19 protein-coding genes and 4 pseudogenes are annotated in these 22,680 nt (G+C 50.9%); 21 read left to right on the plus strand and 2 right to left on the minus strand.

Annotated elements, in window-relative coordinates:
- Positions 1–541: 541 nt before the first annotated feature.
- The 16 genes and pseudogenes from KQP84_RS14140 to KQP84_RS14205 all read left to right on the plus strand — a co-directional run bounded on the left by KQP84_RS14140 (position 542) and on the right by KQP84_RS14205 (position 18,974).
- Positions 542–2,227, plus strand: coding sequence for a ShlB/FhaC/HecB family hemolysin secretion/activation protein (locus KQP84_RS14140; RefSeq protein WP_215846993.1), 1,686 nt, complete (start codon positions 542–544; stop codon positions 2,225–2,227).
- Positions 2,227–2,757: a toxin-activating lysine-acyltransferase gene (locus KQP84_RS14145; RefSeq protein ID WP_215846994.1), complete on the plus strand. Its 531-nt coding sequence runs from the start codon at positions 2,227–2,229 to the stop codon at positions 2,755–2,757. Before KQP84_RS14140 ends, KQP84_RS14145 begins: the two co-directional genes overlap by 1 nt.
- Positions 2,758–2,766: 9 nt before the next feature.
- Entirely contained in the window at positions 2,767–11,670 is an 8,904-nt protein-coding gene (locus KQP84_RS14150) for a hemagglutinin repeat-containing protein (RefSeq protein ID WP_215846995.1), read from the plus strand.
- Positions 11,671–11,695: 25 nt separating this feature from the next.
- On the plus strand, positions 11,696–12,025 hold the full coding sequence (locus KQP84_RS14155) for a zinc ABC transporter substrate-binding protein (RefSeq protein ID WP_215846996.1): 330 nt from the start codon (positions 11,696–11,698) through the stop codon (positions 12,023–12,025).
- A 146-nt stretch (positions 12,026–12,171) separates the two neighbouring features.
- Positions 12,172–12,354 (plus strand): hypothetical protein, encoded by a 183-nt coding sequence (locus KQP84_RS14160; RefSeq protein WP_215846997.1) that lies wholly within the window; start codon positions 12,172–12,174, stop codon positions 12,352–12,354.
- On the plus strand, positions 12,351–12,629 hold the full coding sequence (locus tag KQP84_RS14165) for a hypothetical protein (protein ID WP_215846998.1): 279 nt from the start codon (positions 12,351–12,353) through the stop codon (positions 12,627–12,629). The genes KQP84_RS14160 and KQP84_RS14165 overlap by 4 nt, the downstream gene beginning before the upstream one ends.
- A 181-nt stretch (positions 12,630–12,810) precedes the next feature.
- Positions 12,811–12,948: a hypothetical protein gene (locus tag KQP84_RS14170; protein ID WP_215846999.1), complete on the plus strand. Its 138-nt coding sequence runs from the start codon at positions 12,811–12,813 to the stop codon at positions 12,946–12,948.
- Positions 12,949–13,589: 641 nt separating this feature from the next.
- Positions 13,590–13,985 carry a hypothetical protein gene (locus KQP84_RS14175; protein ID WP_215847000.1) on the plus strand — a complete coding sequence of 132 codons (396 nt, stop codon included), beginning with the start codon at positions 13,590–13,592 and terminating at the stop codon, positions 13,983–13,985.
- A 98-nt stretch (positions 13,986–14,083) separates the two neighbouring features.
- Complete coding sequence (locus KQP84_RS25800; protein WP_256449276.1) at positions 14,084–14,206, plus strand: hypothetical protein; 123 nt, start codon at positions 14,084–14,086, stop codon at positions 14,204–14,206.
- Positions 14,207–14,370: 164 nt separating this feature from the next.
- The gene (locus KQP84_RS14180) at positions 14,371–14,991 is read left to right on the plus strand and encodes a MucR family transcriptional regulator (protein WP_215847001.1); all 621 of its coding nucleotides are present in this window, start codon (positions 14,371–14,373) and stop codon (positions 14,989–14,991) included.
- 81 nt (positions 14,992–15,072) lie between these two features.
- Positions 15,073–15,628, plus strand: a pseudogene (locus KQP84_RS26200) (VENN motif pre-toxin domain-containing protein); the annotation flags it as partial.
- 242 nt (positions 15,629–15,870) lie between these two features.
- Positions 15,871–16,086 (plus strand): annotated as a pseudogene (locus tag KQP84_RS26205) (TNT domain-containing protein); the annotation flags it as partial.
- A 1-nt stretch (position 16,087) separates the two neighbouring features.
- Positions 16,088–16,503: pseudogene (locus KQP84_RS14190) on the plus strand (immunity 63 family protein).
- Between the two features lie 546 nt (positions 16,504–17,049).
- Positions 17,050–17,913, plus strand: a complete 864-nt coding sequence (locus KQP84_RS14195) for a toxin glutamine deamidase domain-containing protein (RefSeq protein ID WP_243078115.1) — start codon at positions 17,050–17,052, stop codon at positions 17,911–17,913.
- Complete coding sequence (locus KQP84_RS14200; RefSeq protein ID WP_215847003.1) at positions 17,913–18,191, plus strand: YrhB domain-containing protein; 279 nt, start codon at positions 17,913–17,915, stop codon at positions 18,189–18,191. Before KQP84_RS14195 ends, KQP84_RS14200 begins: the two co-directional genes overlap by 1 nt.
- 480 nt (positions 18,192–18,671) lie before the next feature.
- On the plus strand, positions 18,672–18,974 hold the full coding sequence (locus tag KQP84_RS14205) for a hypothetical protein (RefSeq protein ID WP_215847004.1): 303 nt from the start codon (positions 18,672–18,674) through the stop codon (positions 18,972–18,974).
- A 38-nt stretch (positions 18,975–19,012) separates the two neighbouring features.
- Here the strand turns inward: KQP84_RS14205 and KQP84_RS14210 are convergent, their stop codons facing one another.
- Positions 19,013–19,132: a SymE family type I addiction module toxin gene (locus KQP84_RS14210; RefSeq protein ID WP_215847005.1), complete on the minus strand. Its 120-nt coding sequence runs from the start codon at positions 19,130–19,132 to the stop codon at positions 19,013–19,015.
- Between the two features lie 126 nt (positions 19,133–19,258).
- Here KQP84_RS14210 and KQP84_RS25845 point away from each other — a divergent pair.
- Together KQP84_RS25845 and KQP84_RS14220 are read left to right on the plus strand one after the other, a co-directional pair.
- Positions 19,259–20,239: pseudogene (locus KQP84_RS25845) on the plus strand (VENN motif pre-toxin domain-containing protein); the annotation flags it as partial.
- Positions 20,226–20,714, plus strand: a complete 489-nt coding sequence (locus KQP84_RS14220; protein ID WP_215847007.1) for a PM0498 family protein — start codon at positions 20,226–20,228, stop codon at positions 20,712–20,714. The pseudogene KQP84_RS25845 and the gene KQP84_RS14220, both read left to right, overlap by 14 nt.
- Positions 20,715–20,768: 54 nt before the next feature.
- Here KQP84_RS14220 and KQP84_RS14225 read toward each other — a convergent pair whose 3' ends face one another.
- Entirely contained in the window at positions 20,769–20,981 is a 213-nt protein-coding gene (locus tag KQP84_RS14225; protein ID WP_215847008.1) for a SymE family type I addiction module toxin, read from the minus strand.
- A 105-nt stretch (positions 20,982–21,086) separates the two neighbouring features.
- On the opposite strand from KQP84_RS14225, the gene KQP84_RS14230 reads away from it, so the two are divergent.
- The 3 genes from KQP84_RS14230 (at position 21,087) to KQP84_RS14240 (ending at position 22,665) form a co-directional block, all read left to right on the plus strand.
- The gene (locus tag KQP84_RS14230) at positions 21,087–21,545 is read left to right on the plus strand and encodes an adhesin (protein WP_215847009.1); all 459 of its coding nucleotides are present in this window, start codon (positions 21,087–21,089) and stop codon (positions 21,543–21,545) included.
- 358 nt (positions 21,546–21,903) lie between these two features.
- Positions 21,904–22,062 (plus strand): VENN motif pre-toxin domain-containing protein, encoded by a 159-nt coding sequence (locus KQP84_RS14235; protein WP_215847010.1) that lies wholly within the window; start codon positions 21,904–21,906, stop codon positions 22,060–22,062.
- An 81-nt stretch (positions 22,063–22,143) separates the two neighbouring features.
- A complete protein-coding gene (locus tag KQP84_RS14240) occupies positions 22,144–22,665 on the plus strand; it encodes an adhesin (RefSeq protein WP_252515286.1) in 522 nt (173 codons plus the stop codon).
- Positions 22,666–22,680: the final 15 nt, after the last annotated feature.

Raw genomic sequence — 22,680 nt, forward strand, 5'->3', positions numbered from 1 at the left:
AAATCTTATTATACATCAAATAAAGACGATGACGCGCTTACGAAAGGCGCCTGTTTTAATGTGTATGGCGCAGCAGATTTTTAGGCTGCCATGGTCGACAATCAATGCCTGACAATCAAGGCGGGAAACGGGTTCATCTCAAAAATGAAGAAAACCCTCTATATTTATCTTCATTTGATTCAGCTGTAAGGGATAAGCGCAGCACATATTCAATCAATGTTTCTCAAGGAATGTAGCTCAATTTTTTTGTTGATTTGCAGAGAGCCTTGTACTCACGAACTTTATTCATGACCCTATACCCTGTATTTTTTCTTACCCCCGACAGACTATTGCAATTAAGCCATTCAGATATTCCCCTTGGTAACGTGCTTAAGACATCCTAATTTTTAACACCCCAATTATTTTAAGAGAACCTTTAATGAACGCAGGAAATTTCCTATATTTTCACTCATCAAAAAACCATCTTAAATATTGCCACCCACAAATAAACCGGTAGAGTATAAATTGTAGTTAAGGACAACCATTAATATGGAATACACTCATGGAAGAGAACGCAGGCATATCGCTTGCCGTCAGCGCATATGCACTGGCAATAGGCATTATATTTCCTCATGTAGCGATCGCTGCTGAGCAGGACATCATTCAACAACAACGTCAGAAAGCGATTGAAGCGCAACTTCAGCCGCCAGTGCCTGACGTGCGTTTATCCACACCAGCGGTCAGCTCTTCCCGCGTCAGCTTCCCGGCGGAAAATCCCTGTTTTGATATTCAGCACATCACGCTGAACGGCCTGAATGATTTTCCGGGCTGGTTACCTTTGCAGCGTCTGGCCAATCAGGGTCAGGGACATTGCCTGGGCGTTAAAGGGATTAATTTGCTGATGAGCGTGCTGCAGAACCGCATGATCGACAGCGGCTACGTCACCAGTCGGGTGCTGGCGCCGCCGCAGGATTTAACCAAAGGCACGCTCACTCTTCAGCTAGTGGCCGGAAAAATAAGCCATATTGGTCGCACCGATTCCAGCGATCGTTACGTGACGCTTGCCACCGCCCTGCCCTCGCGCAAAGGCAAGCTCTACGACCTGCGTGATACTGAGCAGGGACTAGAGAACCTGCAACGTCTGCCTACCGTTCAGGCTGATATGGCGCTGATCCCCGGCAGTGCGCCCGGTGAAAGTGTGATGGCCGTGCAGTGGAATCAGAGCAAGATGTGGCGACTGGCCGCATCGCTCGATGATTCCGGATCAACGTCCACCGGACGCTATCAGGGCGGACTGACGCTCTATCTCGATAACCCCCTTTCGCTGAGCGATATGCTCTATGTCTCGGCGAGCCATGATTTGCAGTTCGGCAATGACAAAGGCACGAAGAACGTTACCGGCAGCTATTCGGTGCCGTTTGGCTACTGGCTGGCGGGCATCACCACCAGTGATTACAGCTACCACCAGACGGTAGCCGGTGCGTTCACCGACTATGAATATAGCGGCAAGAGTAAAAGCCTAAACGCGAATCTCAGCCGCGTGCTGCACCGCAACGGCAGCCAGAAAACCACGCTGAGTTATGACGTAATAACGCGAGAGAACCGCAACTTCATCAACGACACAGAAATCGACGTGCAACGCCGCCAGACTTCGGCTTGGCGACTCGGCTTGCAGCATCGTCACTATATCGGCAGCGCCACGCTGGATGCGGGCGCAAGTTATCAGCGCGGTACCCGCTGGTTTGGCGCTCAGCCTGCACCTGAAGAGTACTGGGGTGAAGCCACCGCGCTGTCGAAAATTGTCCAGCTTAACGCCCAGCTGGCCGTGCCGTTCTCACTGCTCAGTCAGCGATTCAGTTTTAACACCCAGTATCTGCGCCAGATGAGCAACACGCCGCTGACACCGCAGGACCAGTTTGCCCTCGGTAACCGCTGGTCGGTGCGCGGCTTTGACGGCCAGCGCACACTGAACGCCGATGAAGGCTGGACTCTGCGCAACGACATCGGCTGGACCACGCCGCTGCCGTCACAGGAACTCTATCTGGCGCTGGATTACGGCGAAGTCAGCGGACGCAACAGCGGGCAGGATTATCTGATCGGCAAGCATCTGGCCGGAGGCGCAGTGGGACTGCGCGGCTACGCCCTGCGCACCAGCTATGACCTGTTTGCCGGTATTCCGCTCTCTAAGCCTGCTGGCTATCAGACCAGTAGTCTGACGCTCGGCTTCAACCTGAACTGGCGCTACTGATGGAGATCAAGGGGTACCGGTTAATTGCGCCGTGGCTGGCAGCAGATGAGGCCAGCGAGGCCGAAGTGCTGGGCATGGCGGTATGGCTGTGGCTGCACTCGGATCGTCACCGCGATGCACCGCTGCACACCTTGCCGTCGCTGCTGCTGCCGCTGATTAAACAACAGCAGTACGCCATCGCCGTAAAAGATGGCCGGCCGGTGTTCTTCCTCGGCTGGGCGTGGATGGATGAAGTGGCTGAACAGCGCTATCTCACGCATGCCTCGGTGATGATGAAAGAGGCAGACTGGATCAGCGGCAACCGCCTGTGGATCACCGATTTCATTGCGCCATTTGGTGACATCCGCAACCTGCTGCGGCTGATGTGTGAAGTGATCCTGCCGGAGCAGTGCTTCCGCTGGCAGGATCAACAGGGCAATCTCCGCGGCCAGCGGGTGCATTTTTATCATGGAAAGAAAGTCAGCGGGCGCGACGCCCTGCAATGGCAGCAGGCACATCCACTGAGCGTGGCGTTGCCTGAAATCGGATAAGGAGATCAGATGAACAAACTTCTCTATCGCATCATTTTCAACAAAGCGCGCGGCATGCTGATGGTAGTTGCCGATATCGCCCGCAGCGGTCAGGGCAAACAGGCGCGTGCGCGCCGGATGCAGCAGACTTCCAACCGGATATGTGCGCTATCAGCGCTGCGCTTCGCCCTGCTGAGCGCGCTGGGCTGCGTTACCGTATTGCCTGCACAGGCGCAGATTGTTGCTAACAGCCAGGCACCGGGAAACCAGCAGCCCACCGTTGTCAGCGCGTCCAACGGCACGCCGCAGGTAAACATTCAGACGCCCAGCGCGGGCGGCGTATCGCGCAATAACTACAACCAGTTTGATGTTGATCAGAAGGGCGTGATCCTCAACAACTCACACGGCAACACTAATACTCAGCTTGGCGGCATGGTCAGCGGCAACCCGTGGCTGGCACGCGGCGAGGCCAGCGTGATCCTCAATGAGGTGAATTCACGCACTCCCAGCCAGCTCAATGGCTACGTGGAAGTCGCCGGTAGAAAAGCGCAGGTGGTGATCGCCAATCCGTCCGGTATCACCTGTGACGGCTGTGGCTTCATCAACGCCAACCGCGCGACGCTGACCACCGGTCAGGTGCAGGTCAATAACGGTAACCTGACCGGTTATCAGGTCAGCAGCGGCGAAGTTGTCATTAACGGCAAAGGGCTAGATTCACGCGGTCAGGATTACACAGACATCATTGCCCGCACGGTTAAGGTGAATGCCGGCGTCTGGGCCAACGATCTCAGGGTCACTACCGGTCTTAATCAGGTGGACGCGACGCATGAAACGCTGACGGCAGGCCAGACTGATGCGGCCAGTCGTCCACAGGTGGCGCTGGACGTGGCGGCGCTGGGCGGCATGTACGCCAGTAAAATCCGTCTGATTGGCACCGAACAGGGCGTCGGCGTGCGCAACGCCGGTTCGCTGGGCGCGACGGCGGGCAACTTTACGCTTTCCAGCAACGGTCGCATTGAGAACAGCGGCAGCATCAACGGCGCGCAGGATATTGTGCTGGCAAGCCAGGCCGATATTCGCAACAGCGGCACGGTTTACGCTCAGCGCGACGGTCAGGTTCAGGCCGCTGGCGAGGTAATTAATCAGGGCGTAATGGCATCTGCGGGCAATAACCGCATTCAGGCAGGGTCACTTAATAATGCCAGCAGCGGCGTCCTTGCCGCAGGTATGACCTCCGATGGCGCGCTGGGGGCACAAGGCGATTTGAGCCTGACCACGCATGGGCAACTCGCCAGCAAGGGTCGTCACCTCGTGGCGGGTAATCTGAATGCTCAGGGTACAGCGGTCGATCTCAGCGGCAGCCAGACTTACGCCAACAACATTAATCTGAGCGCCAGCACGGGAGATATCAGCACCCGCAGCGCCACGGTTGAGGCAAAGAGCAACCTGCGAGCCAGCAGCAGCATGCGTATTAACAATGACGGCGGCAAAATCCAGGCGGGCAAGCTGGCGTTAAGCGCCCCACTTCTCTCCAACCGCCAGGGCGTGCTTAATCAGTTAGATCAAACCGATCTGCTGCTGTCGCACGCAGCAGGTATCGACAACAGCAGCGGCACGATTGCCAGCAACGGCGACAACCTGACGCTGCACACCGAGTTGCTGGATAACGGCTTAGGCAAAATTCAGCACGCGGGCAGCGGTGAGCTGAATATTTATGCCGCCACGCTGAACGGCAGCCAGAGTAGCCTTATCACCAACAGCGGGCTGCAGCTGCGCGGCGATACGCTCAATCTTGACGGCGCGACCACCGCCGCTGCGCAGATCAGTATTGATGCGAACACCCTTTCTCATCGTCAGGGTGAGATGGTGCAAAGCGGCAATAGCGCAATGAATATTAACGTCGCCTCGTCGCTGGATAACAGCGACGGAAAAATTGCCGGGAACGGTGACGTGTACCTGAACGCCGGTGCGCTGAATAACCAGCACGGACACGTCATTGCCGCCGGTTCCGGTTCGCTGAATACAACCATCGCGGAGACGCTGGATAACCGCAGCGGCACGCTGGCGGCGAGCCAGAACCTTATCGTTCTCGCCGGGGCGATAGATAACGCTGGGGGTGCCATCAGCGCCGTTGCGGGCAACACACAACTGACCAGCCAGAGACTGAACAACAGCACGGGCAAAATCAATGCCGGTCAGACACTGTCGGTGACCAGTGACGGTCTGAACAACAACGACGGGCTGCTCACCGCCGCAAACACCACACTGCAGCTTGGCAGTGGCGCAGTGAACAATCAGCGTGGCGTGATTGCCGCTGCTGAACAACTCAGCATCAGCAGCGGTTCATTCGATAACACCGCCGGACTGCTGCAAAGCCTTGGCGATGTGCGCATTGATACGCAGGGCAACGCCTTCATCAACCGCGACAGCGGTACTGACGGCGGCGTTATCGCGCTCGGTTCACTGACGCTCCGTTTCGGCCTGTTGGATAACCGCAATGGCATCATCAACGCACAGAATATGAGCCTGTTCAGCGGCGATATTCGTAATCAATATGGTCTACTGGCGGCGCAGACCGCGCTGAGCATCACGGCAGGCGATATGGATAATCAGCAGGGAAATCTGGTTGCCGGACAGTCGCTGCTGCTGCGTAGCAACGACCTGCTTAATAGCAACGGGCTGATCATGAGCAGCGGCGCGGCAACGCTTGCCACAGCAAATCTGAATAATCGCCAGGGACAAATCGGTGCGGTCGGTGATTTAACACTTAACACGCAACGGCTGCAAAACGATAACGGTGGCCTGATTCAGAGCGGTGCGGCGCTGAGTATCGACACCCACGGCCAGCGGCTGAGCAATACAAATAGTGGTGACAGCGGTGGCCTTATCAGCCAGGGCGATATGCTTCTGGCTACAGGTGAGCTGGATAACCAGCGCGGCGCGTTGCTGGCATCCGGTGCCATCAACCTTGCGTCCGGACAGCTGCTAAATCAGTTCGGGCAAATCACCGGGCTGAACGGCATCACCGCACAAACGCAGTCAGTCAATAACCAGCAAGGTACCCTACAGTCCGGCGGCGTTCTTGACTGGAATACGCAGGGCAACGCCTTCAACAATGCCCGCGGCCTGATTAGCGCTCAAGGCGATTTTATCCTGCGCAGCGGCGATGTAAGCAACCGTGAAGGCCAGGTCATTTCCGGCAACAACCTGGCACTGGATAACACTTCCCTCGATAACACCGACGGCATGCTCGCCAGCAAAGGCGATTTCTCTCTCGTTGCCGGCGCGCTGACCAACCTGCGCGGTGCACTGCAGTCCGCCGGAAATATGGCGGTGACGCTGGTGAACAGCTTCACCAATCAGGGCAACCTGCAGGCCAACGGCAATCTGACGCTCGTGAGCCATGACGACATCCGCAATGAGAAACTGATTCAGGCCGGTGAGACGCTGCACGTCAGCGCCGCCAATCTGGTTAACCTGCAGGACGCTGAACTCAGCGGTTACAGCACAATTCTCGACACCAGTAACACGCTGACCAATTACGGCCTGATCGACGGCTATTCCACCCGGCTGAACGGACATACTGTCAGCAATATCGGCACCGGGCGCATCTACGGCGATTTTCTCAGCATTCAGGCGGGTACGCTCAATAACCTTGCGGAGAACGGCATCACAGCCACCATCGCAGCACGTCAGCGCCTGGATCTCGGCGTGGGAACACTCAATAACCGCGACCACGCGATGATTTACAGCGACGGCGCGATGCGCGTTGGCGGTGCCATCGACGCTAACGGGCACGCCACCGGACAGGCCGGAACCGTTAATAACCACAGCGCCACCCTCGAATCCGCGGGAGATATGCTGCTTAACGTCGGTAGTCTGAACAATATCAATGACCATTTTGAAACCGAGATCGTCGAAGTGTCGCGGGAAAACATCGAGGAATATCAGGTCTCCGGCAATGCCAATCGCTACGGTCGCGATGAGGTGAGTTTTGAGCATGATGAGGTCGACTTCGTGATGACGCCTGATTATCCATGGCGACAAAACGATAAAAACGACAACTGGTATCGCTACGAGTACGAACGCACCGTTGATGAAACGCGGATTAAAACCAGCGACCCGGCGCGGATTATCGCTGGCGGCAATCTGACGATTAATGCTGGCAACGTGCTGAACGACAAGAGCCAGATCATTGCCGGAAATAATCTGGTGATAAACGCCGCCACGCTCGACAACGTGGAGGTGGCCGGAGAACGGCACATCAGTGACGCTGGCAAGGCTTTCCACTACTGGCGCATCCACGACAAAGGTGGCGACAGTCAGGGCAAAAGTACGGCGGATTACATTCCGCCCACCGTTATCCAGAACATCACCTTAAAACCCAGCACCCTTGAAGAGCATCAGAAAATTGACGGAAGCGGTCTGGTGATTGATAACCGGACGGGCGGTAGCGTGGCCGATATCTCGCTGGGCGATCTCAGCGCAGGCGCAGCGTTTAATCCCGGTAACGCGGTTTTGCTGCCGCCGGGTAAAACCTTTGAAGTACCGGTGAATACCGCTGCGAATGGCGATGCGGCGGGCAGCGTGATCCGCACCCAGGGCCCGAACACGCGCCTGCCGGATAACAGCCTGTACAAAACGAATCCGACTGGCAGCGATTACCTGGTTGAAACCGATCCGCGCTTCACCAACGCGCAGAAGTGGCTCGGTTCCGACTACATGATGCAGGCGTTCGAGGCCAATCCTGACAACGTGCACAAACGCCTGGGCGACGCCTATTACGAGCAGAATCTTATCCGCCAGCAGGTTATTGCCCTGACCGGCCAGCGCTATCTGGAGGGCTACGACAGCGATCAGACGCAGTACAAAGCGCTGATGGATGCCGGGATCGCCTTTGGTCAGCAACTGAATCTGGCACCGGGTATGACGCTGACCGCCGGGCAGATGAGCCTGATGACCGGCGACATGGTGTGGCTGGTGACGCAGACCGTCACCCTGCCGGACGGCAGTCAGCGGCAGGTGCTGGTGCCGCAGCTGTTTGCCAAAGTGCAATCTGGCGACCTTGACGGCAGCGGCGCGCTGCTGGCCGGGAAAAACGTCAGCCTGAACCTGAGCGGCGATTTGAACAACAGTGGACGCATCAATGCGCGCGTTGACACGCTGGTGGTGGCAGAAAATATTAATAATCTCGGCGGACTGATTCAGGGCGACAGCACCGGCCTGCAAGCGCGCACCGACATCAACAATTTCGGTGGCGTACTAAAAGGCAGCTCTGCGCTGGCGGCGCTGGCCGGACGTGACATTAATGTCATCACCGCTACCCGCACGGCGGAAAGCGCCGACGGCAACTTTGCCCGCACCCGCCTCGATCGTATCGCCGGTATTTACGTGGATAAAGGCGATGGCACGCTGGCGCTGCAGGCCGGACGCGACATCAACCTGACCGCCGCGCAGGTGGTTAACAGCAGCGAAAATGGCAACACGGCTATTATCGCCGGACGCGATCTGAACCTGAACGCCGTCACCACCAGTAGTCGCGATAATCTCAATTTCGACAGCGACAACTGGCTGCATCAGTCGTCATCCACGCAGCGGGGAACGGAGATTGTCAGTAAAGGCAACGTGGGCCTGGCAGCAGGCAATAATCTGCTGGCGACGGCGGCAGACATCAACGCAGGTGGCAAGCTGGCACTGAGCGCGGTCAACGATCTGCGCATTGTCGGCGGCGAATCCCGCACGCAGATGGATGAGCATACTAAAGCCAGCGGCAGCAGCGGCATCGCATCAAAAACCATCCGTGAGACACACACCACGATTGATGCACGTACGACGGTAGGCAGTTCGCTTTCTGGCGACAGCGTGCAGTTGCTGGCCGGTCACGACCTGCTGGTTAAGGGCAGCGATGTAGTCGGTACGCAAGATGTGCGGCTGGCAGCGGGCAATAATCTGACCGTTACTACCGCCGCTGAGCAGCGTGATGAGTCGCGCATGATCCAGGAGAATAAATCGGGCCTGTCCGGTACCGGCGGCATCGGCGTCAGCTACGGCAGCACAGCACAGAAATCCACGACAACGACGCATACTGACAGCGTGCGTGGCAGCACGGTGGGCAGCGTGCTGGGCAACCTGACGATGCAGGCAGGCAACGACCTGCGGGTACACGGCTCAGATGCCATCGCCGGTAAAGATCTGTCACTGGTCGGAAAAAACGTCACGGTCAGCGCCGCCGAACAGGGGCTGAGTCAGCGTGATACCTATGAAACGAAACAGAGTGGCCTGACGCTGGCGCTCTCCGGCGTGGCGGGCAGCGCGCTGAATACGGCGGTAACCAGCGCGAAAGACGCCCGCGACGAGAGCAACGGCAGGCTTCAGGCGCTGAAAGGCGTACAGGCCGCCCTTTCCGGTGTGCAGGCGGCGCAGGCGACCCAGCCGGGTGCGGTCAGCAGCGATAACGCGATTGGTGTCAGCCTCTCTTACGGCAGTCAGCAGTCGAAGTCTGAAACTAACCTGACACAGAAAACGCATCAGGGCAGCACGCTCACCGCCGGTAATAGCCTGAACGTCATAGCCAGCAGCGGCGACATTAACGTTCAGGGTAGCCAGCTGCAGGCGGGTAATGACGTGCTGCTTAACGCCAGCCGCGACATCAACCTCACCTCCAGTCAGGAAACCGAGCGCTCGCGCGGCACCAACTCGTCGAGCGGCGGCTCGCTGGGCATTGGCTTTGGCGGCGGTTCGGGCGGCGGCGGCATCAACGTTTCAGCGAGCATCAACAAGGGCAGCGGCCATGAGAACAGCGACAGCCTGAGCCACACTGAAACGCAGGTCACGGCCGGTAACCGCGTGACGCTGGTGAGCGGACGTGATACCACCCTCACCGGCGCACAGGTCAGCGGCGAATCCATCAAAGCTGACGTGGGTCGCGACCTGACGCTAACCAGTGAACAGGACAGCGCGACCTATGACGCGCAGCAGAAAAACACCAGCGCGGGCGCGAGCTTCAGCTTTGGCTCGATGACCGGCTCGGCCAGCATCAACATGAGCAAAGACAAGATGCGCAGCGACTACACATCGGTGCAGGAGCAGACCGGCCTGCTGGCGGGCAAAGGCGGCTTCGACATCACGGTGGGCGGCCACACTCAGCTCAACGGCGCGGTTATCGGCTCGACCGCTGATGCTGCCCTGAACCGGCTCGACACCGGCACGCTGGGCTTCAGCGACATCCACAACAGCGCGGCGTTTAAAACCGAGCATCAGAGCGTGGGCATCAGCACCGGCGGCAGCATCGGCAGCCAGTTTGCCGGGAACATGGCCAACGGCCTGCTGACCGGCGCGAACAACGCGGGCAGCGCGGACAGCACCACCAAAGCGGCGGTATCGGACGGCACGATTGTTATCCGCGACCAGCACGCGCAGAAACAGGACGTGGCCGACCTGAGCCGCGACGTGGAGAACGCCAGTCCGGGGCTGGGACAAATCTTCGATAAGGAAAAAGAGCAGAACCGGCTGAAAGAAGCGCAGCTGATTGGCGAGATTGGTAATCAGGTAGGCGATATTGCCCGCACGCAGGGACAGATTGAAGCATCGAAAACAGCAACGGATAAAATGAAGGACGTGACGCCGGAGCAGCTGCAGGCGGCAAAGGATGACTGGCGTAAAGCCAACCCCGGCAATACGCCAACGGCGGACGACATCAGCGGCCAGGCGTACCAGAACTTCTATAACCAGGCCCTTACCGACAGCGGCTTAGGCACCGGCGCTAAGGTTCAGCAGGCTATCCAGGCGGCGACAGCGGCGGTTCAGGGACTTGCAGGTGGTGACATCAGTAAAGCACTGGCCGGGGCCTCTGCGCCGTATATTGCCAATGTTATCGGCCACAGCGGGCTGGATGATGCGGGTAAAGTACTGGCCCATGCAGCGGTAAATGCCGCACTGGCAGCGGCTCAGGGGAATAATGCTCTCGTTGGTGCGGGCGGTGCCGCGACGGCGGAGATGGTCGGCATGATAGCCGTAAATGCTTACGGCAAACCTGTCAGCGAACTGAGCGAAACCGAGAAGCAGACGGTAAGCGCGCTGGCGACCTTGGCAGCTGGCCTGGCGAGTGGACTGGCTGGCGGAAGTACGGCGGATGCAGCTGCGGGGGCTCAGGCCGGTAAGACGACTGTTGAAAATAACTATCTGAGCGCCAGTCAGGCGCTGATTTTCGATAAGGAGCTGTCGGACTGCCGGAAATCAGGTGGTGACTGTCAGTCGATTATTAATAAATGGAAGCAGGTCAGCGAGAAGCAAACCGCAGAAACCGACCAGAAACTGAAAGATAACCCATTGGAAGCCGTGTTGGTTGATAAAGAGCTGGCACAGGGCGGTGTTGATATGACTGAACGTCCGGGCTGGCTGGGAGGTCTCCCTGGCGTGGACGTGATGACCAGCGATGAGGCGAAAGCCTACGTTCAGCAGTGGAACGGTCAGGATCTGACTAATATTGATGTAAACAGCCCTGGCTGGACGAGTTTCGCGGCGTTTGCATCAAATCCTGTGAACCAGTCAGCAGTGGCATCACTGGGAATACTGGGCAAAGACCTTCTTAAACTTGCTAAGACAACCGTTTCGAATATAGCTCACGGCGGAGTATCAACTGGTATAAAGAGTATGCAAACCGGACTAAGAAACCCTCAGCAAGTAGATCAGATAAAAAATGATATGACGTCAGGGAATTATAGATTTAATGCTCCTGAAGGTCGTATCGCTGGATATATAGATAGTAAGGGGAGTTACTACATATCTGAAGGTAACCATCGGATGGTAGCAGCTCAGGAAATATTCAAAAAGACAGGAGATAAATCTTACGTAGATAAATTACTGCAAAACGGCTCATGGACTCAGACAACGAACGCTCCAGTAGGGGCTAAACCTATGCCGACAAGGAAGTGATGATCTAATGGAGAGTGTTATGTGTATGAAAAAGAATGAGATATATGTGAAAATGCTATCTCTTTCCCTGCCTTACATCAGAAATATCCAGTTATTGGATAAGAGAGAGAAAGGCCGAGATACATCATGCTATTTTGAAGCTGAGCTGGTGCATAACCTGACGCATACGCTACTTATCCCAGATTTTGTTGAGCATGATTTATGGTTTTTAAATAACCAAGCTAAATATTACTTTGAAAAATGTAGCGAAGATGTATCACCTAATTATAATCAGCACTTAGAATATATAAAGTTATTGTTTAAAATGGTACCTGATGGTTTAAGAGTCAAGCTGTTATGGCAAGGGCCTGAATAAATATCCCGACAATATGAGCCGGGATTTTTATCAGTCAGTTATCCGTCAATCGGATAATGAGCTGTCTCGACATGGTGATCACCTCGATCTTCTGCCCCGTCTAAATCCAAATTCAATCAAATGACAGACAGAACGGTGTTGTAAAAATGCGCGGTGCTGGCTTGGGTAGTGTAGCAGGAAGCATTGGTGGCAAAGTTGTTGATGCATTATCGCCCATTACTGATCAAGTGACAAAAGATGTTATTAGTTCAGTTGCAGGATCTGCTGCTTTAGAAGTCACTGGAAGTGCTGTAAAGAGTGAATTGGATAAAAGAGGTAAAACAGAATGAAAATATTTAGAAAAGTAGGTGTTTCATGGCTTTTATTTCTGATTGGCTACTGTGCAATTTTAATATCGTTAATCCTCTTTATAGGTCAACCAGGAGTGTCATTGTATTTTTCTTTTATCGATGGCGAATGGTTATTTAAATGGAGGGGTGCTTTGTACATTTCATTAACTAAGGGATGCGTTGCTGGTTTATTCTTAGGTATGGGTCTTTGGGTAAAAGCAAAATTACAGGAAAAAAGAATAAAAAAGTCTATTGGAATGAAAAAGGCCCAATAGTCAGTAATTGACTATTGGGTATTCATTGGGTTGATATGGTCACGTTTTTTTGCCCCGTGGTGTTATGCGTAAAGTGCCATAGTAAGTTGTTAAATGATTTTTACGGAAGAAATCAGGCGCTGGCGCACAACGCTATAGTCCTGAAGTTCAGTAATGTCTTAGGGAATCAGCAGGAATATTTATGGGTGGTGCCGCAATTGGTAATGCCATTAAGGGAGAAGACTCAGTAAATTCAGTGACAGGAGCTGAAGTCGGTACTGTTGTAGGTGGTATCGGAGGCGCAATAATAAAAGGAACCGCTGCAACTGTTGGAAAATAAAGTGTTGCTGATCTAACAGGTGCGGTTGGTGGTAGCTACATTAGCGAAAAAACAGGCTCTGCATTAAAAGGTAATCTTGATGGAAAGGAAGAAGCTAATGCCAGTAAGTAGCTTGTTAAATTTATTTAAAATGATATTAAGTTCTCTTTTTCTTTTTTTATGTTTGATGTTGTGTCGGTTTTTTTAGTATCTGTTGTTTCTTACTTTGAAAAATCTATTTTTTTGTTTAAGTGGAAAGATTTTTTTCATCTTTTTATGAAACAGGTTATATAGGAGGTGTTATTTTAGGAATAGGTCTCTGGATTAGAGTAACAATAAAAAGGAAGGATAACTAATCGGGGAAGATAAAACCCACAGGTTCAAAGAGCTAACTTTTCAACTGCCTGCAGAATGGTCAACTACCGTACTTCAGGGTTCATTTCTAACTAATTTTCAGAAAATACAAAAGGGACGTTGTATGAATTTAAAAAGAGCTTTACAGGGGGGTACTGGCGCTGTCCATACTATCTTTGTCAGGTTGCGTTATCGTTGAAAACCTAAAACTACAGTTAGACGGTTTTGACCGGTATCATAGCTCAGCAAGCTCCTTAGTCTATAAAATGAACAATACGCCGTATTACACTTCATCAGCAAATTACTTCGTGACGGTAGACCGAAAAGGGAGATATATCCGCTATCTAATTAACATGGGAAGTTTCTTTGTAGGGTTTCCAATGATCACCTCAGAAAATTACGATGAAACCATACAAAAACTGATCATGTTCGAGCAATGGGCTAACGAACCTTATGAGCAACGGATAAAAACATTAGATCAAGTTCAGAAGAACCTGTCAGATAATGGCTCTGATACTTCCGTAGGAAATACGGATTTTTACTTGTTTATGAGTCCAGATGTTAATGATAACACACCTTATTTTGCCTATGACCGGGCTGTCGGTTATACAACTAAGGCAAAGTTCCTGACCAGTAAGGACGATATTATCATCATAATTAATGAGCTAAAGGTGTGGAAAAATAACAGCGTAAACAGGAAATAGTCCGTCTTTTTTGCGTTATAACGTGTGTCAGAACTGGGCACGTAAAATCTAATACTTAAAAAATCACAGATAAATGCTCGCTGTGACGGGCCTGCACGTTGCCGCAGAGTTCTGTTCCTTCTGTTGCTGGTAACCTGGGTGGTTCTTCTGCTTTAGAAGCCTTTAATAAAGGTGTTGAGGCTTATTTGAAAAATTCAGGAGGAAATAATGAGAAGGAATGAGTCTTTTTTTATATTAATTTATCTTTCTTGTTCCTTTGCTCTTATACTTTTTCTTATAAGCTTTATTTTCCATATCTTAGGATATTGGGTTAATGGTGGTGGGGATGTTATTGAATTAATTAAGTCCAATGTAACCTACTATTTAAAAATGGCAGGAGTTGGATTTGTCTCTGGCTTTTTACTTTGGTTTTTTAAAATTCGATAAGATTCGCCCCCAAAGTTTAGGGGCTTTTTTTCAAATGATTAGAATCGTAGATGATATCTATAATTTGCTAATAACTTTCTCAACTTATGTATCCAGAAGCTTTAAACAGGTCACAGAAAGAACGCGCACAGCGATGGGGGTACAAGGAAGTAGGAAAATGAAAAAATCGTTAGATAAAATTCAGTGTCTTGAGTGTGGGAAGTTTTTTGATTTTTTGGCTCCGCATATTAGAAAATCCCATCAGATGTCCACATTTGAATATCGTGATCGTTGGAATATTCCTTGGCAGCAAGCTCTGGCTAGCAATTCCCACAGAGATAACTGTCGGGCTAATACACTGGCGCGTATAGGTCGTGGTGAGCTGATACCGGAAGTGCAAATCAAAATGATGCGGCAGGCTTATAAACCCCGAACCATAGTGTCAACGCCGTTGCATAAATCCAGTGCGGGAAAAAATGCCCGGCGCAATAAAATCTGGCTCAACTCTCCTGTAATTAACCCGGCTGATCCGATGGTTAAAAAAGAGGCCATCAGACGTATGAAGTCACGCACTGATTCAGGTGAGCTTGTAAAAGACTGAAACCTATAGAGCCGGGATGGCGAAGTACGGCACCGGCAGCGATCTGCAGTTGGGCTGCAGGCGGCGACAGCGGCGATACAGGGCCTGGTGGGCGGCCTGGCAGGAGACAGCACGGCAGACGCCGTTGCGGGGGCGCAGGCCGGGGAAAATGCGGTGGAGAATAACTATCTGAGCGTGTCTTAAAAGACAGAGCTTGAGCTGGCGAAGCAGAAACTCAACAGCAAAAATCCGGCAGAAAGGGAGAAAGCGCAGCAGCAAATCAATGACCTGCGAGAGAAGGACATCAGTCGTGACCAGAAGGTTATCGAGGCATGCGGCAACGGTGGCGCAGGAAGCGCGGCCTGTGCGAGTGCGAGACTGGAAGTTATCGCGGCCAAAGGTGAGTACGAAACCGGGTCATACAACTCGAAGGTTAGCCAGCAGTACGCGGATGCTTACGGCCAGATAGTGAACCTGCTGAATATCACCAGTGTTGATGCCCAGAATCAGCAGCAGGTGAAGGATGCGATGGTGAACTATGCCATGGTGCAACTTGGGATTGACAAGGCGACAGCGGAGCAATACGTATCAACATATGACGGGATGAAGATTGTTGCTGCATCTATAGCTCCTATGCTGGGAGTCGCCGCCGCAAATAAGATTAGTTCTTTGGCCAAAGATGTGACCAAAGAAAGTATTCCTAAGAACCCTAATTCTTCGAGCGGAGTCACAGATAATGAAGCCGGAGGTTATTCTTACTACGACAGGTTCAAGAATGCTAATGGTGGTTGGGATTGGCCTAAGAATTTGGGATTTGAAGGAGATCCTGTCAAAACTAAAATTCCGGTAGGCACTCACTTGGATAGATATGGAGAGCCTAATGGTTCTTTCCTTGCACCAAAAGGAACACCTTACGAACAACGTGCTCTTGCGCCGGGTGCCAAAGCTGAAAAATACTATGAATATGAGGTAATAAAACCTTTACCTGCTATACAAGGAAAAATTGCCCCCGCTTTTGGTGAGCCAGGTGGCGGCATCCAAATATTACCTAATATGCAAGAGCGAGTGAATGTGGAATGGCTCTTGAAGAATGGATATATTCGTGAGGTTCACTGATATGCTACTCAATATAGATGAAATACAAAAAAAGTTGACGAGATGATTTTAGACGCTGGTCTCCCAGGATTTTCGGTTAATCTTTGTACCGCTCCTATTGGTGATGGCACTCCATATATTACATTTGAAAATAATGTATATAATTATATTTATTCAGAAAAAGGCTATGAATTCTCGAGGAAAGTTACTAGATCGTTAGATGAACTACTTTATTGGATCATGTCAGCGCTTGCTTATAAAACAGCATTCCAATATGAGTTAGAGCACAGGGTGAAAGGCAGAGATGGAAGACGCATTGCTTTTCCAAAATTCATTGAATTAATGGCGAATCTGAATTCAGCATGGGAACCAGAAGCACGACATGAAATTCAAAAAATTCTGATTGAATCGCCCTACGACGATAGCCTTTATCTATAGGTGAGCGGCTGGCCGCCGGTGTTGGCATCTTAGTGCGGTGTGGCGCACAGGCTGCGCCTCTGCTGTGGGCTTCAGTAATCGTTCTTCAGCATCGCAGTCGCCGCCGTCCGTGGCGGCTCCTCGTCTGTCCTGGCCTCAGCGGCAATCCTCAGCAAACACCTCAAAGGGTGGTCGGCCGTTGACCTCCGCTTAAAGCGTTCATGCCCGCCCGGCTGCGTCTGCCCGTCACGGCTCGCACTGCGTTGCTCGTTCCCGTGTCGGTCAGCTTCCGCAACCCGCCCCGGTTGTGTGTGGTCATGCAAAATCAAACCCCGGTCTGGCAGCAGTGCAACATACGGGCCTCGCTAGCCCGCGCCCGGCCAACCTGTAGCGGAGCCACAGCAAGCAGCGGCCCCGCTACAGGTTCGGGTAATGATGGTGGTCAGAAAACAAAATCAGGGGATTACCAGCGGCTGACGGCACCGTTTACTGCCGCGCATTAAAATCCTCTCCTCCCTGCTTATGCTGTTGCTGGCTCTGGTACTCAGTACCGGGGCGTGTGCGTCCGTGGGTGAAAAGTGCGTATCAGGGAATTTTACCTGGCCGGGAAGTGAGTACTGGGCGAAGACGTCTTCGGAAGGCGCACCGCGTCTGGCATTGCTGTGTCCGGTGGAGAAGTTCACGCCGGATAAAGTTGTTGTGGAGAAAAATGCGCTGAGTCTGGGGATGCAGCAGTACGGCATGTCTCAGAGTTCACTCGGTGCGCAGATGCTTAGGGATGGCGCAGGAGTAGATCAGATATCTGAAGCTTTAGCGAAAGCGGCTAAAGGAGATATGCCGGAAGGCCAAGATGCGGTTAAAGGTCTGTTGACCGCTTGGGGTGAGTTCTTCGGGGTGCCGGTCAGTGCGTTGACGTCGAATGAAACGATGACGCCGACGAAAGCCGCGGAAATCATAGCTAGCGGTATGCCGACCAGTGAAGCGAAGCTGGTGCAGTATGTTCTGGCTAAAGCGTATTTGGCTGTTTCTGAAAGTGCTGGCTCAATTAAAAATGTGAATCCAGGGTATCCTGAGCCAGGCCGCACACATAATTGTGTGAACTGCTCTGTTGCCACAGATGCTACGTTGGCTGGAAATCCTGCATCGGCTTTGCCTGTCAATCATCAAAATGGTATTCCCTTGACCGTTTTGGAAAAACAATATGGTAACAAATTCAAATACGTATCTTCGTCTGAAAATATTATGCAGCAAATGGCAGATGCAGGTTCTGGGTCGAGGGGGATTGTTTTTGGCTCATATGGCCCAGGCCAGCCTGGGCACGTATTTAATGTTGTAAACCAAAATGGTACGATCCGATTCCTTGATGGACAAACCGGTAAACCTGCCGATCTTAGCCAGTTTAAATCATTCCAATTATTAAGAACGAACTGATGATTAATTTTGATGAGGCAGTAGAAAAAGCGACAAATTATCTGAAAGATGCAGATATTCCTGTAGTTATTACGCTTCAGGGACGTTTTGCAGAAGGATGGTTTTTTTGCTTTCAATCCCGCGAATATCTTGAGACTGGAGAGTTTTCCGCTCAACTCGCAGGGAATTCGCCGTTCATAATTGATAAAGATACTGGTGAAATACATGAGCTTGGAACAGCCTACCCCATAGAAAAGTACCTACAGGACTACGAAGAAAAGAAAAATAACCTGAACTAGCAAGATCCCGGCTGATTAGCCGGGATCTTTGTTTTTACGCTGTGAAAACCCATCTTCCCGTCGCCGTAACTGGCTCATGTTAGAGGCTGTGGTGAGCTTCAGCACAGTCGCTCATGAGTGGTTCATGTAATGAGGCCCGGCCATAGCGCCGGTTTTTTTATGCAAGTCAGTCGACAGAGCTAGTAATGAGATCTCCGCAAAAACGCCCACTGGCTCAAAAGGTAATCCGCTAAATATTATAGATGGTCAGAATAAGCCAGTAATGATAGGAAATCGTGACTACTCTGGGCACTCATTAGACCGTATGCAGAAGCAGGATATAACGCCTACTACTGTGGAAAATGCAATACGACCAGAAAATGCGAGACAAGGTAAACGACCCGGTACAACAGCTTATTATGACAGTAAGAACAATATAACCGTTATTGCTGATACCAAAACTGGCACAGTCGTAACTGTCGACTTTGGAAGGATAAAACAATGATTTTACTGTCAGATATGAATATCAGTGAGTACGATGAACGCCAGATCTCTCTGATGAAAGAAACATTGTCCCTTTTTGAATCAGGGAAAGTTACTCTTAAAAAACTGATTGATAATTTAGAAGGTTTATTATTTTGTCTACAGTCGGTAGATATTCAGTGGAAAAACGATTTCCATGAATATTGGTTCGTATTAGAGCAGATATATGCTGTTGCTTTGTTCAGAAATGAATCTATTTCTCCAGATGATCCTGATTTACTTGATGCTCTGAGGCATCTGAATGAACTATTAAGCAAATAACCTTAGAGATCCCGGCAAAATTGCCGGGATCTTTTTTGTCACTCAGTCGCAAGCCGGATCACCAGTTGCCCCTGCTCAACAGCGATAGTAACTGGTGTATCTGTCCCAAATCCCGCCTCGGCCAGCCAGTTGATGGAGAAGACAGTAGCCAGCCGCATCTGTGCGGGTTGCTGGAAGTGGGCGATGTGAACCGGTCTGGGGCTGAGCAGTCGGCCCCCGGTCGGGGTGTGGTCGATAGTCAGTCGGATAGTGGAAAAGCAGCTTAAGGCCAGACGGCACAAGGGTTAGCGGCCCACGCAGCGGTAAATGCCGCACTGGCAGCGGCGCAGGGGAATAATGCTCTCGTTGATGCGGGCGGTGCCGCGACGGCGGAGATGGTCGGCATGATAGCCGTAAATGCTTACGGCAAACCGGTCAGCGAACTGAGCGAAACCGAGAAGCAGACGGTAAGCGCGCTGGCAACACTGGCAGCTGGCCTCGCGGGCGGTCTGGCTGGCGGTAGTACGGCGGATGCGGTTGCAGGGGCTCAGGCCGGTAAGACGACGGTGGAGAATAACTATCTGAGCAGTAAGCAGATAGATGCCTGGTCCGCTGAAATGAAGCAGTGTCAGGCTGGCGACTGCGGCGGCATTGTCACCAAGTATGAAGAACTGAGCACCGCCCAGCAGAAGCAGCTTATCAGCGACTGCGTAACCAGTCCGGTAACCTGTCAGCAGAAATACGGTGATGTACTGACCGGCAGCATGGCGGTGAAACAAGCGCTGGATCGGGCGATGGGCGAAGATATCCCGATCAGGATGGTCTACGATCTGACAGCGACCTGGGCGCATCAGATGGACGCTGACGGGATCGTTGCCAGCAATAAAGTATCAGAGCAGATTATGGCGAAATATGGCCTTGATCAGGCTCAGGCAGATATTATTGCAGGCGTGGCGTTAAGTGCGCTGGGTGGAGTGAGTAAGGCCGGGAAGCCTAATTACACCTTAAATAAACATGGAGCAATGCTTGGTATAAATGGCCCAACGGTTCCAAGCAAAACCTTATGGATGGGGAAAGGAAAAGAGAGGATAGATGTTGAGAATCCTGCGCCAGGAAAAAGAGCTGGTCAAATACATTATCAAGATAGTAGTAATAACAAATATTATTATGATCCGATAACACAAAAATTCCCCAGAGCACCTAAGGGTGTAAATGATAAGATGAATGATCCTGCTTTTAAAAATGCGATCGATAAAGGCATGAAAAAATATCTTGGAGAAAAATGATATGCTAACCAATAGATTAATGCGTAACCAGCTTGTCAAAATTAATTGGACGGAAATAGGAAAAAATTGCCTGACTTATGAGCTGGAAAGTATTGTATCTGAAGGTTTTATTGAGATTTGTGGATGTTTTTTGTCCAAAAAATTATTTTCATATTGCCAATCAAACTCTCCTGACAATTTTGAAGACGAAATTTCATTTGAATGCTTTGTAAACTCTTTTCATATGGATGATTATGTAAATGAAAGGCATTTTGAATATTCAATTATTTTTAGTAATTCCATAATTAAAAAGTGGAATGAAATATATGTGGATAAATTAAACGTTATTATATCTCTGGATGATGAGACATTGTTCCCAACAATTAAATTTCATCTAAAAAGAGACGGTCTTTCATGGTTGGATGAACATAACCTTGATGCGAGTATTCAGGCAGTTCTAATAACTACAGATGAAATTACCATAGCTCAAACTTAAGTAAAACAGAAACCCCAGCCAATCAACTGGGTTTTTACTATGCATACCAGTCAGTTACCGTTCATCCGCCAGCCGGATAATCAGCTGCCCGGCCTCCGGGATCACCTTGATCTTCTGGCCGGTCTCAAATCCAAAATCTGCCATCCAGTGCCCCTTAAGGGTGATGGACGGTGACGGCTGAAACTTCTGCTGATCCCGGATGTAGCTCCCGGTATAACGCCGGGCTTTGGTTGAGACGTGTTCGCACTTATGATGTTGCGCAGCCATAGTAACTACCTCATATAGTTGTTGTGGTCAGCGGGCCGAGAAAACAAAGCTTACGCAGCAGCTTTAGCATCAGGTGGATTGTTATATTTACCTGGTGGAATGCAGATGACAGCGGGTATTGGCGCAACCGCAAATGCGGGTATCCAATACCTGGTTAATGGAGCAATAAATCCAACAGATCTTCTAATTGCCGGTTATGTAGGTGCATTTACTGCAAATACAGGCTTCCTTGGAACTGTAGGTTGGAATGCGACAGGTGGCGTGACATCAAGCTATCTGCTCGGAGATGACACGATAAAAGGTGGTGTAATAAGTGGTGATGCTTCGGGGTTAGGTTATGGAATCGGTAAGGCGGCCACAATTTCATTAGATAAATGGGTAAACCCAGCATGGAAAAATTACGAGTGGGTTGATATGGATATGGGGATAAGTAAGCCATTACCTTTATCACCAATACCCGTAATATCCGGTAACGCTATTTCATCAATAATTACAGAAGCAACTGGACAAGGTGGTTCTAAAGCCACGAATAGCTTGCAACTGGGGAATGAAAATGAAAAATAACTTTTACCGTTGGCTCGCTGTTTTTATGGTTCTGATGATAATCATGAGTTTAAGTTCATTTTTTGCACTATTCATCAAACCCATTATTTTTTATTTTGAAACAGGTGATATCAATATTTATGTTGTTGATATTTTGTTTTTGAGCATTAAAATTGGTTCGTTTGTTAGCGGTACAATCGTCCTTGGATTATGGATTAAATATCGATTTAATATCTACTAACATAAACAACCTGGGCCAGAGTGGCCAGCATGAGGAGTAATTTTTTCGGAACTGTTGGGTGGGAAATATCAGGTAGCGCACTAACTTATCAAATAAATCGTGATGACCCATTAGTAAGGGCAAATAGAGAAGCAAACGGTGAGCGCGCTCGCTCTCCTGCCGGCTGGGTTTGCGGGTAGTCTGTCTGGAGGTAATACGGCGGATGCGGTTGCGGGAGCACAGGCCGTTAAGACAACGGTTGATAATAATGCGTTCAGTCTGGGAACGGGCATGACGAGTATTGGTGCGGCGAATTAATCGTGGAATCAGTACGCGGAAAATAACAATCTGACACCGGAACAGAAACAAGCCGGACTAAATAAGATCGCCAAAGGTGATTTGCCTGAAGGTGCGAATATTACCAAAGCTATTGTCGAAGGTTATAAGGATGGTGTTTTGGTAGCAGGTGCGACTTATCTTGGGCCAGCGGCGTCTCTTGGTCAGTTTGTAGCCGGAGCGGCGATAGGCAGTGGCGCAAACACGGGCTACCAGTTCTATGAAATGAGCAACCAAGGCAATGAAAATAAGGCATTCGATTATTGGAGTGCTGCGGCGGCAGGAGCAACCGGCAGTCTTGCTCCGGGACGTGGTCTATGGACAAACGTTGGGATTGCGCTGGGAGGAACAGCATTTACTGATGGGCCTAATCCTATAGCATTATCTGGTGCTGGAGTAGCCTCTGGATTAAGCGGTGCATTCGGCAAATTTGCTCCTATTGGAGTTGATAAAATCATCGACGATAATAGTGTGCCGGGCTTAACGTACGATATCATTGGTGCAGGTGATTTTGAGTTTATCAATGGATTTGTTAAGGATGGATTAAACAGCCTTCCTAAAGATGAGAAAGGAAATGAGAAGTAATGATTAAATATAAAG

The organism is Candidatus Pantoea bituminis, assembly GCF_018842675.1.
GTDB classification, from domain to species: Bacteria; Pseudomonadota; Gammaproteobacteria; order Enterobacterales; family Enterobacteriaceae; genus Pantoea; species Pantoea phytostimulans.

Bases quoted from the DNA above. Each gene is read 5' to 3' on its own strand.
- KQP84_RS14140 (WP_215846993.1), top strand. From the start codon at position 542: ATGGAAGAGAACGCAGGCATATCGCTTGCCGTCAGCGCATATGCACTG.
- KQP84_RS14145 (WP_215846994.1), top strand. From the start codon at position 2,227: ATGGAGATCAAGGGGTACCGGTTAATTGCGCCGTGGCTGGCAGCAGAT.
- KQP84_RS14150 (WP_215846995.1), top strand. From the start codon at position 2,767: ATGAACAAACTTCTCTATCGCATCATTTTCAACAAAGCGCGCGGCATG.
- KQP84_RS14155 (WP_215846996.1), top strand. From the start codon at position 11,696: ATGAAAAAGAATGAGATATATGTGAAAATGCTATCTCTTTCCCTGCCT.
- KQP84_RS14160 (WP_215846997.1), top strand. From the start codon at position 12,172: ATGCGCGGTGCTGGCTTGGGTAGTGTAGCAGGAAGCATTGGTGGCAAA.
- KQP84_RS14165 (WP_215846998.1), top strand. From the start codon at position 12,351: ATGAAAATATTTAGAAAAGTAGGTGTTTCATGGCTTTTATTTCTGATT.
- KQP84_RS14170 (WP_215846999.1), top strand. From the start codon at position 12,811: ATGGGTGGTGCCGCAATTGGTAATGCCATTAAGGGAGAAGACTCAGTA.
- KQP84_RS14200 (WP_215847003.1), top strand. From the start codon at position 17,913: ATGATTAATTTTGATGAGGCAGTAGAAAAAGCGACAAATTATCTGAAA.
- KQP84_RS14205 (WP_215847004.1), top strand. From the start codon at position 18,672: ATGATTTTACTGTCAGATATGAATATCAGTGAGTACGATGAACGCCAG.
- KQP84_RS14210 (WP_215847005.1), bottom strand. From the start codon at position 19,132: ATGCGGCTGGCTACTGTCTTCTCCATCAACTGGCTGGCCGAGGCGGGA.
- KQP84_RS14225 (WP_215847008.1), bottom strand. From the start codon at position 20,981: ATGGCTGCGCAACATCATAAGTGCGAACACGTCTCAACCAAAGCCCGG.
- KQP84_RS14230 (WP_215847009.1), top strand. From the start codon at position 21,087: ATGACAGCGGGTATTGGCGCAACCGCAAATGCGGGTATCCAATACCTG.